The organism is Actinokineospora sp. NBRC 105648, assembly GCF_030269645.1.
Taxonomy (GTDB): domain Bacteria; phylum Actinomycetota; class Actinomycetes; order Mycobacteriales; family Pseudonocardiaceae; genus Actinokineospora.
Map to the genome: position 1 here is coordinate 76,902 of NZ_BSTR01000032.1, position 13,464 is coordinate 90,365.

Sequence of the window (13,464 nt, forward strand, 5' to 3'; positions counted from 1 at the left end):
GGACAGGACATATAACGGGACAGCAAGCGAAATACCGACGCAGCCAAGTCGTAATCACGTCGATCGTTTTCGCCCCACGAATATGCACCGATCCGTGATCTGAGCGCAAGCCCGTGGATACCATTATCTGGGACGGTTTTTCACAGTTGAGCCGCTATTCGCCTCGGTTATCGCCACGCCTTATGACCCGAATGGACGCCCGAAAGGTCCGGTTTGACCAGGGATGTCGCCAATCCGACGAAGGTAGCGGTCACCAATTCGCGGTCGAACACAATGCCGATCGGGGAAAGTGTCCGAAAAACGAACAGCGGGAACCCGGCGTGCCGGATTCCCGCTGTCCGCAGTCTGGTAAATGTCAGCGCAGGCGCTGCAGATATCCGTTGTCGATCAGCCAGAGCACGTTTACCGTCGCGGGGGCGCCCGGAATGAGCGTGCCGTTGAGCTGGTACTGCAGGCCGCCGCCGGTCTGGTAGAACCACGGCGCGATCGGGCCCGCGTAGACGGTGAACGCCTTGAGCACCCGGTAGTCGTGGTAGTTGCACCCGGCCGCGGGCGTGCCCACCAGGTTCGACGGCGGGATGGACCGGGTCGTGTAGGGCAGCCCGGTCGGGGCCAGGAACGAGCCGTACTCGCTGCCGTAGCGGTCCATCCGGGTGCCCGGCCGCAGCGACTGCGACCACTTGACCGGCGCGCCCGAGTGGTCGAGCACGTACCCGTCCTGCGGCGGGTAGCGCCACGAGCTGGTGCCCGCGTCGTAGTACTCGGCCAGGAACTGCTCGGTGGGCCGGTAGCCGCTGCGGTTGTACCCGAGCAGCTGCAGGCCGACCTGGCCGAGCAGCGGGAGCTCCTGCGGGCCGAGCCGCCGGTCCCCCTGGTACAGCTCGGTCGAACACTCGGTGAGCGAGGCCGGGGCGGCCTGCGCCGCCACCGGGGTGACGGTCGCGAAGACCGTCAGCAGACCCGCGAGGACAACGCCGAGACGCCGTGTCCAGTGCACTCAAGACCTCCGTGAAACCGTTGTGGCACAGCCATGATCCCCCGATCGAGGCATGACGCTAGCCCGATGGGTGGCCACACCGGAACGCGCGGGCGCCGGTTTCACCCGTCCGCCTCGGACACGACGACAGCGGGTAGACCGGTCTCACCCGAGTGGACGAGTCACAAAGTCCACTGTGGATCGCGAATCGCCTTCGCGGCCGCGGGTGCCAGGGGCAGCAACGGGAAGAGGGTCGCCTGGTAGGCGTGGTAGGTGTCGGGTTTGCCGGGCCACACGGTCTCGGTCGGGGTGCCGTCCGGCGACAGCTCGTGCCGCCAGCCGCCGCGCTCGGCGTCGATGTGGTGGGCGCGCGCGTAGTCCCAGAAGACGCCGTACCAGCGGGCGTAGTCGTCCACCCCCGTCCGCTTGCGCAACGCCGACGCGCTGAGCACGGCCTCGGCCACGACCCAGTGCATCCGCTCCCGCACCACCGGGCGGTCGTCCCAGTCGAGGGTGTAGACGAAACCGGGGTGGCCGTCGACGGCCCAGCCGCGCCGGACCGCCGAGTCGAACAGCGCCCGCGCGTCGGGCAGCAGCCAGTCCGGGGCGTCGGCGCCCAGGGCCGCCTCGAGGTGCAGCAGGAGGCGGGCCCACTCCAGCCAGTGCCCGACGGTGCCGCCGTAGGGGCGGAACGGGTGGCGCGGGTCGGCCCGGTTGTAGTCCAGGTCGGGCGCCCAAGCGGGGGTGAAGTGCTCCGGGATCCGCCAGTCCAGGCCCGCGGCGACGCCGTGCACCAGCCGCTCGGCCATGCCGAGCGCGCGCCGGTGCCACACCGGGTCGCCGGTGACGTCGCCCGCGGCGAGGAACGCCTCGACGAAGTGCATCGTGCTGTTGGCGCCGCGGTAGGGCTCCGGAGTGGACCAGTCCGCGTCCCAACTCTCGAACGGTAGGCCTACCTCGTCGTCCCAGAAGTAGCGCTCCACGACGTCAAGAGCCTCTGATAGCAGGGCCTCCGCGCCCGGCCTACCGGCGGCCTGTCCCCCGCACGCGGCCAAGAGCACGAAGGCGTGCTCGTAGGCGGCCTTGGTGGAGTCCTCGACCGAGCTGAACCAACCACCGTGCTTGTCATCGTGCAACGGCCCTCTTAGCGCCGCGATGCCGTGGTCGACAAACCGTGCCGCGTCAGCGTCACCGAGCCCCTCTTCCAACGCGAACACGTGCGTCATGCGCGCCGTGATCCACGTGGCCAGCGGCTTGTCCGGCAGCGGGACACCGGCCGAGTCCAGCCAGGCGAAACCCCCGCCGGGCAGCAGCGACCCCGCGGCGAAGTCGACCAGCGCACGCCGCTGCGCGGCCAACCAGGTGTGATCGGTCACGGGCGGTCCTCACGCTCGACGGTTACCCGCCCATTGTGTCGCCCCGCCCCAACCCCCGGGACACCGCCGCACGGCACGGACCCGGTGGTCACGAGCCGATCGGCCACCTGATCGGCGCTTCCCCGCGGGCCGGGCGGCGGTTCCCGATCCGGCGGGATCGAAACCCCGCGTCCGGGTGCGGCGGGGCCGTCCAGGCAGAATGGTGCGCCAAGAGCGGGTCGGGGCGAACTGGAGGCAATGCGGTGGGACAGGGTGAGCTGCGTGGCGTCGTCGCGATGGACGGCCCCTCGGGCACCGGCAAGTCCACCGTCGCCCGCAGGCTCGCGACCGCGCTCGGCGCCGCCTACCTCGACACCGGCGCGATGTACCGCGCGGTCACCCTGCAGGTGCTGCGCGGCGGGGTCGACCCGACCGACAGCGCCGCGGTGCTGCGCTGCGCCGAGTCCGCCGACCTGCGGATCGGCACCGACCCGGCGGTCGCCGAGGTCCACCTGGGCGAGGTCGACGTCGCCGCCGAGATCCGCACCCCCGCGGTCACCCAGGCGGTCTCGGCCGTCTCCGCGGTGCCCGCCGTGCGCGAGCTGCTGGTCGCCCGGCAGCGGCAGCTCATCGGCGAGGCCAAGGCGCGGCTGGGCGGCATCGTGGTCGAGGGCCGCGACATCGGCACCGTGGTGGTCCCCGACGCCGGGCTGAAGGTCTACCTGACCGCCTCGGCCGACGCCCGCGCCGCGCGCCGCACCGCGCAGGACAGCGCCGCCGGTCTCCAGTCCACTGTGGACGCGACGTTGGCCGACGTCGCGCGCCGCGACCACCTCGACTCCACCCGGGCCGCCTCGCCGCTGCGCCCGGCCGTGGACGCCGTCGAGGTCGACACCACCGAGCTCGACGTCGCAGGCGTGCTGGCGCACCTGCTGGCCATGGTGCGCGACCGCGGCCTCGACCACGCGGCGGCCGGCCGATGACGCAACTGCCCCAGGGCGCACTGCCCTGGCTGCACGACACCTGCCGGTTCATCGGCCGGTTCGTGTTCCGACCGGCGTTGCGGCTGCGCGTGCGCGGGCTGGCCGGGGTGCCGCGCACCGGGCCGGTCGTGCTGGTCGCCAACCACAGCTCGATGCTCGAACCGCAGATCATCTTCGGAATGCTGCCGCGCCGCTCGGTGTTCCTGGTCAAGGAGGAGCTCTTCACCGGGCTCCCCGGCCGCGGCCTGCGCGGCATCGGGCAGATCCCGGTGCGCCGGGGCGAGGTCGACCGGACGCCGCTGACCACGGCCCTGGCCGTGCTGCGCGACGGCGGCCTGGTGGGGATCTTCCCGGAGGGCACCCGCGGCGCGGGCGACGTCACCGCCGCCGAGCAGGGCGCGGCCTGGCTGGTCCGCGGCTCCGGCGCCGTGGTGCTGCCGGTCGCCACCCGCGGCACGCACCGGCCCGCGGGCACCCGGCGGCGGTTCCGACCGGTGGTCGACGTGCTGGTCGGCGAGCCGTTCGAGCTCGCCGTCGGCAAGGGGCGCACCGGCCTGGCCGAGGCCACCGAACAGATCCGGGTCCGCCTCGCGGGCCTGGTGCACGAGCTGGATGTCGTACGAAAGCAGAGTCATGACTGAGCTGGATGGAACCTGGTCGGACGAGTCCGAGTGGGCCGAGATCGCCGACGGGATCGGCGGGGACGGTGCCGGGGACAACGCCCCGCAGCCGGTCCTGGCCATCGTCGGGCGGCCGAACGTGGGCAAGTCCACGCTGGTCAACCGCATCCTCGGCCGCCGCGAGGCGGTCGTGCAGGACATCCCGGGCGTCACCCGCGACCGGGTCGCCTACGACGCGCTGTGGAGCGGCCGCCGCTTCACCGTGCTCGACACAGGCGGCTGGGAACCGGGCCTGGAGGGGCTGCCCGGGGCGATCGCCGCGCAGGCCGAGTACGCGATGGCGCACGCCGACGCGGTGGTGCTGGTCGTGGACGCCACCGTCGGGGCCACCACCACCGACGAGGCCGTGGCCCGGGTGCTGCGCCGGTCCAAGCAGCCGGTGATCCTGGTCGCCAACAAGGTCGACGACGAGCGCCTGCTGGCCGACACGGCCGCGCTGTGGTCGCTGGGCCTGGGCGAGCCGTTCCCGGTCAGCGCGCTGCACGGGCGCAACTCCGGCGACCTGCTCGACCGGATCCTGGCCGAGCTGCCCGCCACGCCCAAGGAGGTCTTCGGCGCCGTCGGCGGCCCGCGCCGGGTGGCGCTGGTCGGCAAGCCGAACGTGGGCAAGTCCAGCCTGCTCAACCGGCTCACCGGCGAGAACCGCGCGGTGGTCGACTCGGTGGCGGGCACCACCGTGGACCCGGTCGACTCGCTGGTCGAGCTGGACGAGCAGGTGTGGCGCTTCGTCGACACCGCGGGCCTGCGCAAGCGGGTCAACTTCGCCAGCGGCACCGAGTACTACGCCTCGCTGCGCACCAAGGCGGCCATCGAGTCCGCCGAGGTGGCCATCGTGCTGCTCGACGCCGCCGAGCCGATCGCCGAGCAGGACCTGCGGGTGCTCTCGATGGTGGTCGACTCGGGGCGGGCCTGCGTGCTGGCGTTCAACAAGTGGGACCTGGTCGACGAGGACCGCCGCTACGCCATGGAGCGCGAGCTCGACCGCGGCCTGGTCCGGGTGCCGTGGGCGGAGAAGGTCAACGTCTCGGCGCTGACCGGGCGCTCGGTGCGCAAGCTGGCCCCGGCCCTGCGCACCGCGCTGGACTCCTGGGACCACCGGGTCTCCACCGGCCAGCTCAACTCGTGGCTGTCCGACCTGATCGCCGCCACCCCCCCGCCGGTCCGCGGCGGCAAGCAGCCCAAGATCCTCTTCGCCACCCAGGCGCAGACCCGGCCGCCGACGTTCGTGCTGTTCACCAGCGGCTTCCTGGAGGCGGGCTACCGCCGGTTCATCGAGCGCAAGCTGCGCGAGCAGTTCGGCTTCACCGGCAGCCCGGTGCGGATCTCGGTGCGGGTGCGGGAGAAGAAGGCCCGCAAGTCCTAGCGGTGGTCGGGCCGCGGCCGGTGGGTCCCACGGGCCGCGGCGCCCGTCACGGGCGGAACTCGGTGCGCAGCCAGTAGACGCCGCGGGCGGTGGCCAGCAGGAAGTAGACGCCCAGCAGGCCCCCGCTGACCCACGGCGACGAGCCGCGGTTGGCCTCCACGGCCCCCGGGACCTCGGACCCCAACACCCGGTCGGGGTCCACGAGCAGGGTGAGGCGCTCGCCGGCGTTCGCCTGGACCGAGGGGTCGGTGTAGCGGGTCGGGTAGCCACCCACGCACTCGAGGTCGTGGTCGTAGACCGTCCGCGTGGAGTTCCCGCTCGTCTCCTCGCGCTCGGTGATGCGAGTGACCTCGCAGGTCACCGGTGGCGCGCGGTCGAGTGTCAGCTGGGCCCAGGTCCCGACGCAGGCGAACACCGCGGCGACGAGCAGCACCCAGGCGCACACCTGGCCCACCCCGGCGACGTCGCTGTCGTCGAGCATCGAGTACACCGCCCAGGCGGCGGCAGCGCCCGCCAGCAGGGTGAGCAGCGCGCACAGGGCCGCCAGCAGCCAGCGCCACCAGCCCAGCTGCGCGGCACCGAGCACGAGCGTCGTCCCGACCGCCATCGCGACGACGACCGCGGGCAGCACCGCCGCGATCAGCACGACCCGACCGAGACCGTGCACCAGGTACCGCCGGACCGCCATGGGACCCATGATCGCGCATTCCCGGTGACCGCGGTGGCACTTTGGGTCACTTCGCATATTCCCCGCGAACCAGACACCGGACAAAGGTATTTGCGCTGGTCAATGCCCGATTTGCCGGTGAAGGCGGATTACACCGCGACAATTGCGGCAAAGTCGTTCCCAGGGAAAAACACGTCGTTGAACACTGTGCACCCGGCGGACAACCCTGTGCCTGGCCCCTGACGTTCCCGGGCCGGGAAAGGACGAACCAATGAGAAGAAGAGCGCTCCCTGCTGCGCTCGGGCTCGCCGTCGGCCTGGTGGGGGTGGCCGTCGCGGCCATGCCCTCGGCGCAGGCGGCCGCCTGCGGTGACCAGGTCATCGTCAACGGTGGCCTGGAAAGCGGTACGACCCCGTGGACCCAGACCAGCGGCGTGATCTCCGCGGCCACCACCGCCGAGCCCGCGCACGCCGGGACCAAGGACGCCTGGCTGGACGGCTACGGCTCCGCGCACACCGATTCGCTGTCGCAATCGGTAGCACTACCCGCCGGATGTACATCCGCGACGCTGAGCTACTGGCTGCACATCGACACCAAGGAAACCGAGAACGTCGCTTACGACAAGCTGACTGTTCAAATCGGTTCAGATACGGTGGCCTCTTACTCCAACGTGGATAAGAACACCGGATACGCGCAGAAGACCGTGGACGTCTCCCGCTACGCCGGGCAGACCGTCACGCTCAAGGTCACCGGCATCGAGGACTCGAGCCTGGCCACGAACTTCCTCCTCGACGACTTCTCGCTGACGACCTCCGGCGGCGGCGGCTCGCAGAACCCCACCGTCACCAGCCCGGGCAACCAGACCACCCCGGTCGGCCAGGCGGTCTCGCTGCAGGTGCAGGCCAGTGACCCGCAGGGCGACGCGCTGACCTACAGCGCCACCGGCCTGCCCGCGGGCCTGTCGGTCGCCGCGGCGACCGGCAAGATCACCGGCTCGCCCACCACCGCGGGCACCTCGAACGTCACGGTGACCGCCAAGGACCCCGGCGGCAACAGCGGGTCGGCCACCTTCACCTGGACCGTCGGCGGCACGCCGCCGTCGGACACCACGCGCACGCCGGTCAACCCGGCGTACACGGTGAGCCTGACCTCCAACACCGCGGGCGACACCTGGACCGGCCACCAGTCGGTCTCGTTCACCAACGCCTCGCCGACGGCGCTGCCCGAGGTCTACCTGCGGCTGTGGGACAACTACCACGGCAGCTGCCCGTCGACGCCGATCACGGTCACCAACGTCACCGGCGGCACCCCCGCGGCGCTGAGCGTGAACTGCACCGCGCTCAAGGTCACCCTGCCCAGCCCGCTGGCGCAGAACCAGTCGGCCACCATCGGCTTCGACCTCAAGATCGTCGTGCCCAGCGGCGCCGACCGCTTCGGCCACGACGGCGCGTACAACATGGTCGGCAACGCCCTGCCGGTGCTGGCGGTGCGCGACGCCGCCGGGTGGCACCTGGACCCCTACACCAACAACGGCGAGTCGTTCTACACGCTGATCAGCGACTTCGACGTGACCCTGGTGCACCCGACCTCGCTGCTCACCCCGGCCACCGGCACCTCGACCGAGACCACCAGCGGCAGCACCACCACCACGCGCGCCACGGCGTCGAAGGTGCGTGACTTCGCCTGGGGCGCGGGACCGTTCTCGAAGGTCTCGGGCACCTCGGCCAAGGGCTTCAAGGTCAACGTCTTCGGCGTCAGCGGGATCTCGTCCACGGACGCGAACTCGATGCTGAACCTGGCCAAGGACGCCCTGGACGTGCACTCGGGCCGCTTCGGCGACTACCCGTACCAGGAGATGGACGTCATCCTCGACAACAACTTCTGGTTCGGCGGGATGGAGTACCCGGGCTTCGTGCTGGACCTGGTGTCCACCACGGCGCTGCCGCACGAGCTGGCCCACCAGTGGTTCTACGGCATCGTGGGTGACGACGAGTACAACGCCCCGTGGCTGGACGAGAGCTTCACCGACTACGCCACGGACCTGTACAAGGGCATCACCGGCAGCGGCTGCGGCATCACCTGGCAGTCGAGCGCGGAGAAGCTGACCAACTCGATGGCGTACTGGGACGCGCACTCGTCGCGGTACTCCACGGTGATCTACGGCTACGGCAAGTGCACGCTGCACGACCTGCGCAGGACCATCGGCGACACCGCGATGGCCAACCTGCTCAAGACCTACGCGCAGTCGCACTGGTACGGCGTCTCCACAACCGCGGAGTTCAAGGCCGCAGCGCAGGCGGCGGCGGGCTCGAAGGACCTGACGTCCTTCTGGGCCTCGCACCGCGTCGAGGGCTGACGCACCGGACGTGGTGGGCGCCGGGCGTGCGCCCACCACGTCCTGGGTCATGTGGGCGGCCTAGCCGTTGACCGCGTGTGCCCTGACCAGCTCGGCGGTCAGCTCCGGGCGTTCCAGCCAGAACAGGTGCCCGACGCCGTCGAGCTGCTCCAGGCGCGCGCCCGGGACGAGTCCCGCGACGTGCGGACCGTTGCCGGGGGTGATCATCTCGTCGGCACTCCCGTGGATGACCAGGGTCGGCTTGTCGAACTCCCGCAGCCGCGACTCGGCGTCGTGGGCCAGCGCGGCCCGCATCTGCATCATGATCACCGGCGCGGGCACGCGTTCGGCCAGCGTGAGGTCGAGGAACGCGCCGAAGTGGTCACCCTCGCGGTAGGCGGGAGACAGGTTGGCCTCATAGCTGGCCTGGAGCGAGAGGCGCGCGTCGCCGGAGTGGATCGCCTCGAAGAGCCTGCGCGGACCAGGTGCTTCCAACGTGCCGCCCGCGGGACCGGCGTAAGTGCAGCCGAGGGTGAGCGTGCGGATCACGTCAGGGTGCCTTACCGCGAGCTCTTGCGCGATCATGCCGCCGAGCGAAATACCCAAGACGTGCGCGTCGTCCCACCCAACAGCTCTTAGAACACCCGCCGCATCTTCGGCGAGATCTCCTACCGTGAACTCTTCGTCCGCGCGATCGCTTGCGCCGATACCGCGGTGGTCGAAGGCGACGATGTCGAAGTCCGCCTCGAGCAGGCTGAGGAACCGCTCGCCCCACATGCGGTGGTGGCCCGCCATGCCCTGGATGAGCAGCAGCGGCGCACCGGTGCCGCGGCGGACGTAGTGCAGCCTGCGTTCACCCAGATCGGCGAAGGGCACGGGAAAACTCCTGTCCGAGATGCGTTAGACCTGGTCAAGGTTAGGCTGAACGCGCCGCGGACCAGGGAGGTGGGCATGGCCGTGCGGGTTGTCCTCGCCGACGACGAACAGCTGCTCCGACACGGCCTGCGGGTCCTGCTGGAGGCGGGCGGGCGCATTGAGGTCGTGGCCGAGGCCGGCGACGGCGCGAGCGCCATCGAGGCGGTCCGCGCGCACCGACCGGACGTGCTCCTGCTGGACGTCCAGATGCCCGGCGTCGACGGCCTAGAGGCGCTGCGCCGGTTGGCGACCCTGCCCTCGCCCCCCGCGACGGCCGTGCTGACCACCTTCGACCTGGACGACTACGTGGCCACGGCCCTGGAACTCGGCGCGCAGGGCTTCCTGCTCAAGGACGCCGAACCGGAGATGCTCGAGCACGCGGTACTGGACCTGGCCGCGGGCGGCGCGGTGCTCGACCCGCGCATCACCGCCCGCCTCCTCCCGAAGCTGCGCGGCGCGAGCATCGGCCTGGGCCGCGCGCGGGCGGTGTCGACGTTGAGCGGCCGCGAGCGGCAGGTGCTCGAACTGCTCGCCGACGGCAAACCGAACGCGGCCATAGCGGCGGTCCTGGGGCTGACCGAGGCGACGGTGAAGAGCTACGTGTCGACCGTGCTGACCAAGCTGGGCGTCCAAAACCGGGTGCAGGCGGCGCTGCTGCTGCACGGGGTGACGCCGTCAACGTGACTTGATGGTTCCTGGGGGGCTAGATGATCCGCATACTCATCGGCGAACTCTTGGCCGTCGGAGTCCCTCTTGGCGCGGTACTGCTCTCCCACCCCACGGGCTACGCGTTCGCCCTCCCAGCAGCGGTTATCGCGTGCATCCTCTTGCCACTACGCCTCCGCTACCCCCGCCTGGCACTCGTGGCCTGCCTACCCGCCCTAGCGGGGGGCCTCGGCTGGCCCCCGGTAGGCGTAGCCCTGTACCGCGTAGGACGCACCTCCCACCGCGTCCGCCACGCAGCCGCTTGGGTCGCCGTAGCCTTCTTGACGGCCGCGGTCCCCGTGCAGATAACCGTCGCCGACTCAACCGCCGACCGCGTGATGAGCCTGGCGTTCACCCTGGTCCTGGCAGGCGGCCCAGCAGCCCTGGGCGTCCTGGTCCGGCTGCGGGGTGACCTGACGGCCAGCCTCGCCGAGACAGAACGAGCCCGCCGAGCAGAACTGGCGGCCCGCCTAGACCGCGCCAGGGCAGACGAACGAGCCCGCATAGCCCGCGAGATCCACGACGCCGTAGGACACAACACCACGCTCATAGCGGTACAGGCAGCGGCACTCGCCACCACAACCACCGACCCAGCAACCGCGGAGACCGCCCACCGCCTACGCGAACTCGCCAAACACTCCCTAGACGAGATGCGGGCAGCCCTAGGACTACTCAACTCAGGTACCCCTACCACCGAGGGATTGGCAGGCCTACCCACCCTGATCACGCGCGCCCGCTCAGCAGGCGTCCAGGTAGCCGCAAACACCCCGGCGGTAAGCGCCACCCCATCCGTAGGCCGCGCCATCTACCGGGTAGTCCAAGAGGGCCTCACAAACGCCGTCAAACACGCCCCCGGCGCCCCCGTAACCGTATCGGTCACCCCACACACAGACCACGTGACGGTGGCAGTGGTCAACGGCCCCACCACAACACCCACAACACCCACAGACGGCGGAGCGGGCCTCGAGGGCCTCACAGAACGGGCCCACAACGCCGGCGGCACCTGCACAGCAGGCCCCACCCCCGACGGCGGCTTCAGACTTGAGGCCCGACTACCGACCAAAGTAGACCCCAAACCCCCCACTCCCGGCGGTAGCCGAAAGACCCACGCCAGGCCATAGTCGGCCCCGCGCCACTGATCGGGGAGGGGCGCCACCAGGGGGAAGGGTGTGGGGATCACCAGCAGGAAGGTCCCCACACCCTCCCCCGATTACTCCCCAAACCCACCCGTGCGCTACGCTTTCCGAGCACCCGCCAAGAGCGGATGCGGCCGGGCTGTGGCGCAGTTTGGTAGCGCACTTGACTGGGGGTCAAGGGGTCGCAGGTTCGAATCCTGTCAGCCCGACCACCCAGGTGTTACTTGAACCGCTGGTCACAGCGGTTCGGGTGGCCTTGGATGGTGTTCGTGTGGGGGCGGTGTCGGTGACGACACCGCCCCCACACGTGTCCGTAGCGGTGTCTGGTGCGCGGCGGGGGTGGGGTAGGTCGGTCAGGTCCGCGAACGGCTCCGCTAGGTGGGTGGTGGGTGTCACGACGGTCCCGGTGTCCTGGCTGGTGTCGACATACACCTTCCCGAACATGGTTTTCACCAACAGGGTTTTCACCGGGTCGCTGCCGATGTCGTAGACCTGTCGGGGCTGGGTGAGCATGTCCACCGCGATGGTCACTACGTCCCGGCCGGTATCCCGCTCGGCGTGAAGGGCCGCGAGCGCCCGGGTAGCGGCGATGTGTTCGGCGCGGATGGTTCGCATCTGTTCGGTCAGCTCGGCGTGATCCCATTCGGGGTGGCTGGCAAGTTGCGTCAGCCGGGCGCGGCGGGCCTCTAGCTCGGTGATGGTCGTGGTGAGGGTGTCGCGGGAATGGGCGGTCAGGGCGTGGCGGCCTTCTAGCGCGGCGTGGATGTCGGCCAGGATCGCCTCACGGTCCAGTGGGGGCATGGTGATGGTGTCCAGGTGGGCGCTGACGGCGGCGGTGACACCGTCGGCGGTGAGGTAGGGCAAGTCACACGTCTTGTGTTGCCGTCCCATGCACATCATGTAGCCGTAGGTGCCGCCGTTGCCGGTGGCGTTGGTGATCACCAACCGTCGGGAACACCGCGAGCACCAGATCAAACCCTTCAGGGGGTGGGAATGCACTCGTCTGCGGATTCCACTATGGACGTTGGTGGCGAGCACTCGTTGGACCGTGTCGAAGGTTTCCGGGGTCACCAATGGTTCGTGGCGACCGTCGTATTCGATTCCCTGATAGGTGACATACCCCAAGTAGTAGGTGTCGGTCAGGATTTTCCCGATGGTTCCGACCGCGATCGGTGTCCCATGCGGACGTTTCTTCGTGGGCCGGGTGCGCAATCCCTTTGTGGTGACCAGCTCGCGGATGTCGGCGAAGCTGTGCAGGCCCGTGGCGTAGAGGGTGAAGATGTCCGTGACGTAGGGGGCGCGGTCGGGGTCGACCGCGATCGTGTTCACCGCCCGCCCCTCGAAAGTCCTGCGCACGTTGAGATACCCCAATGGGGCGTAGCCGATGGTTCCCCCGGTTTGTGCTTTGTGGGCGAGCTTTTCCCGGATATCGACGCTGGATGCCTCGGAGGAATATTGGTTGATGACCGCGAGCATGCCGCGCATCATCCGCGTGGCGGGGTCTTTGCCGTTGACGGGTTCCTTCGCGGAGATCACCGTCACTCCCAGGCGTTCCAATGTGAGCCCGACGATGGCGTCCTCGAAACGGTTGCGGCTCAGTCGTGAGAGCATGTAGACGAACACGAACTTGACGTCTTTCTTGGTGACGATACGATCGAGCATCTCCCGAAACTTCGGTCGTTGATCCAGCGGGAGCGCGGATATGCCCGGTTCGATATACCAGTGGGTGATGGTCACTCCCATCGCGGCGGCGGACCGTTCGATTGCTTCGCGTTGAGTGGCGATGGAGTTTCCATCCGGGTCGTGGTCGGCTCCCGTTTCCAACTGGGTTTTATCGGACACGCGCAGATATCCCACCGCCTCATGGTCGAGATCGGTCGCGGCATCACATGCGGGATGGGGATCGAACGCTCCCGTGGCCCCCGCGAGGCTTGGTAGGTGTCGAGAAAGGAAATCCATTGTGCTCTCCTTAATGGTAGTTGCGTGGCGCTGATGGGGGAGTGTGCCGGCTTACGGGTCGCCATTGTCGGCGGGTTCATCGCTGGCGTTGTCCTCGCGTTGCGTCCGGTCCGCCAAATGCTGGGCGAGCATGATCGCGATGTGCGCGAGGCGCTGGCGTTCAAGATCGGCGATGGGTTCGGTGTGGATGTCGATCCGGCGGTGTTCGCCCATAATGGGAGCCTCCTTCGGTGGGTGTGCTAGGCGCTAGGTGCCTCGTCAGGGGGACTGCTCCGAGATTGGTTGACACCTGACCTGTGAGGGCTCGCGTCCTCGCTGGAAGGATGTCTCTGTGCCCAAGCCATACCCCAGGGAGTTCCGCGACGATGTCGTCGCTGTCGCGCGCAAGGG

Annotated in this window: 12 protein-coding genes and 1 tRNA gene; 7 read left to right on the top strand and 6 right to left on the bottom strand. The window is 69.6% G+C overall.

Features of this window, described 5'->3' with window-relative positions; genetic code table 11:
- Window positions 1-355 precede the first annotated feature (355 nt).
- Window positions 356-997: a TNT domain-containing protein gene (locus QSK30_RS24695; protein ID WP_285506216.1), complete on the bottom strand. Its 642-nt coding sequence runs from the start codon at window positions 995-997 to the stop codon at window positions 356-358.
- A gap of 161 nt (window positions 998-1,158) precedes the next feature.
- Entirely contained in the window at window positions 1,159-2,352 is a 1,194-nt protein-coding gene (locus QSK30_RS24700; protein ID WP_285506217.1) for an AGE family epimerase/isomerase, read from the bottom strand.
- 275 nt (window positions 2,353-2,627) lie between these two features.
- On the opposite strand from QSK30_RS24700, the gene cmk reads away from it, so the two are divergent.
- From cmk to der, 3 genes are read left to right on the top strand one after another with little or no spacing between them, the layout of a single operon-like run.
- Entirely contained in the window at window positions 2,628-3,314 is a 687-nt protein-coding gene (gene cmk, locus QSK30_RS24705) for a (d)CMP kinase (protein ID WP_285506236.1), read from the top strand.
- Window positions 3,311-3,955 (top strand): lysophospholipid acyltransferase family protein, encoded by a 645-nt coding sequence (locus tag QSK30_RS24710; RefSeq protein WP_285506219.1) that lies wholly within the window; start codon window positions 3,311-3,313, stop codon window positions 3,953-3,955. The genes cmk and QSK30_RS24710 overlap by 4 nt, the downstream gene beginning before the upstream one ends.
- Window positions 3,948-5,357 (top strand): ribosome biogenesis GTPase Der, encoded by a 1,410-nt coding sequence (der, locus tag QSK30_RS24715; RefSeq protein WP_285506221.1) that lies wholly within the window; start codon window positions 3,948-3,950, stop codon window positions 5,355-5,357. Before QSK30_RS24710 ends, der begins: the two co-directional genes overlap by 8 nt.
- Before the next feature lie 46 nt (window positions 5,358-5,403).
- Here der and QSK30_RS24720 read toward each other — a convergent pair whose 3' ends face one another.
- A complete protein-coding gene (locus tag QSK30_RS24720; protein WP_285506222.1) occupies window positions 5,404-6,045 on the bottom strand; it encodes a hypothetical protein in 642 nt (213 codons plus the stop codon).
- 250 nt (window positions 6,046-6,295) lie between these two features.
- On the opposite strand from QSK30_RS24720, the gene QSK30_RS24725 reads away from it, so the two are divergent.
- A complete protein-coding gene (locus QSK30_RS24725) occupies window positions 6,296-8,380 on the top strand; it encodes a putative Ig domain-containing protein (RefSeq protein ID WP_285506224.1) in 2,085 nt (694 codons plus the stop codon).
- 60 nt (window positions 8,381-8,440) lie between these two features.
- On the opposite strand, the gene QSK30_RS24730 is transcribed toward QSK30_RS24725, so the two are convergent.
- On the bottom strand, window positions 8,441-9,235 hold the full coding sequence (locus QSK30_RS24730) for an alpha/beta fold hydrolase (protein ID WP_285506226.1): 795 nt from the start codon (window positions 9,233-9,235) through the stop codon (window positions 8,441-8,443).
- A gap of 75 nt (window positions 9,236-9,310) precedes the next feature.
- Between QSK30_RS24730 and QSK30_RS24735 the strand changes: the two genes are divergently transcribed.
- From QSK30_RS24735 to QSK30_RS24745, 3 genes are all read left to right on the top strand, one after another.
- Window positions 9,311-9,958 carry a response regulator gene (locus QSK30_RS24735; RefSeq protein WP_285506227.1) on the top strand — a complete coding sequence of 216 codons (648 nt, stop codon included), beginning with the start codon at window positions 9,311-9,313 and terminating at the stop codon, window positions 9,956-9,958.
- Between the two features lie 23 nt (window positions 9,959-9,981).
- A complete protein-coding gene (locus QSK30_RS24740) occupies window positions 9,982-11,100 on the top strand; it encodes a sensor histidine kinase (RefSeq protein WP_285506229.1) in 1,119 nt (372 codons plus the stop codon).
- A gap of 150 nt (window positions 11,101-11,250) precedes the next feature.
- Window positions 11,251-11,327 (top strand) — tRNA-Pro (locus QSK30_RS24745).
- On the opposite strand, the gene QSK30_RS24750 is transcribed toward QSK30_RS24745, so the two are convergent.
- Window positions 11,290-13,074 carry a recombinase family protein gene (locus tag QSK30_RS24750; RefSeq protein ID WP_285506231.1) on the bottom strand — a complete coding sequence of 595 codons (1,785 nt, stop codon included), beginning with the start codon at window positions 13,072-13,074 and terminating at the stop codon, window positions 11,290-11,292. The two genes, QSK30_RS24745 and QSK30_RS24750, sit on opposite strands and share 38 nt — an antisense overlap.
- 51 nt (window positions 13,075-13,125) lie before the next feature.
- Complete coding sequence (locus tag QSK30_RS24755; RefSeq protein WP_285506232.1) at window positions 13,126-13,287, bottom strand: hypothetical protein; 162 nt, start codon at window positions 13,285-13,287, stop codon at window positions 13,126-13,128.
- Window positions 13,288-13,464: the final 177 nt, after the last annotated feature.

What these genes read in the sequence shown, in the direction of transcription:
- cmk (WP_285506236.1), top strand. Translation starts at nt 2,628, where the DNA reads ATGGACGGCCCCTCGGGCACCGGCAAGTCCACCGTCGCCCGCAGGCTC.
- QSK30_RS24710 (WP_285506219.1), top strand. Translation starts at nt 3,311, where the DNA reads ATGACGCAACTGCCCCAGGGCGCACTGCCCTGGCTGCACGACACCTGC.
- der (WP_285506221.1), top strand. Translation starts at nt 3,948, where the DNA reads ATGACTGAGCTGGATGGAACCTGGTCGGACGAGTCCGAGTGGGCCGAG.
- QSK30_RS24720 (WP_285506222.1), bottom strand. Translation starts at nt 6,045, where the DNA reads ATGGCGGTCCGGCGGTACCTGGTGCACGGTCTCGGTCGGGTCGTGCTG.
- QSK30_RS24725 (WP_285506224.1), top strand. Translation starts at nt 6,296, where the DNA reads ATGAGAAGAAGAGCGCTCCCTGCTGCGCTCGGGCTCGCCGTCGGCCTG.
- QSK30_RS24735 (WP_285506227.1), top strand. Translation starts at nt 9,311, where the DNA reads ATGGCCGTGCGGGTTGTCCTCGCCGACGACGAACAGCTGCTCCGACAC.
- QSK30_RS24740 (WP_285506229.1), top strand. Translation starts at nt 9,982, where the DNA reads ATGATCCGCATACTCATCGGCGAACTCTTGGCCGTCGGAGTCCCTCTT.
- QSK30_RS24750 (WP_285506231.1), bottom strand. Translation starts at nt 13,074, where the DNA reads ATGGATTTCCTTTCTCGACACCTACCAAGCCTCGCGGGGGCCACGGGA.
- QSK30_RS24755 (WP_285506232.1), bottom strand. Translation starts at nt 13,287, where the DNA reads ATGGGCGAACACCGCCGGATCGACATCCACACCGAACCCATCGCCGAT.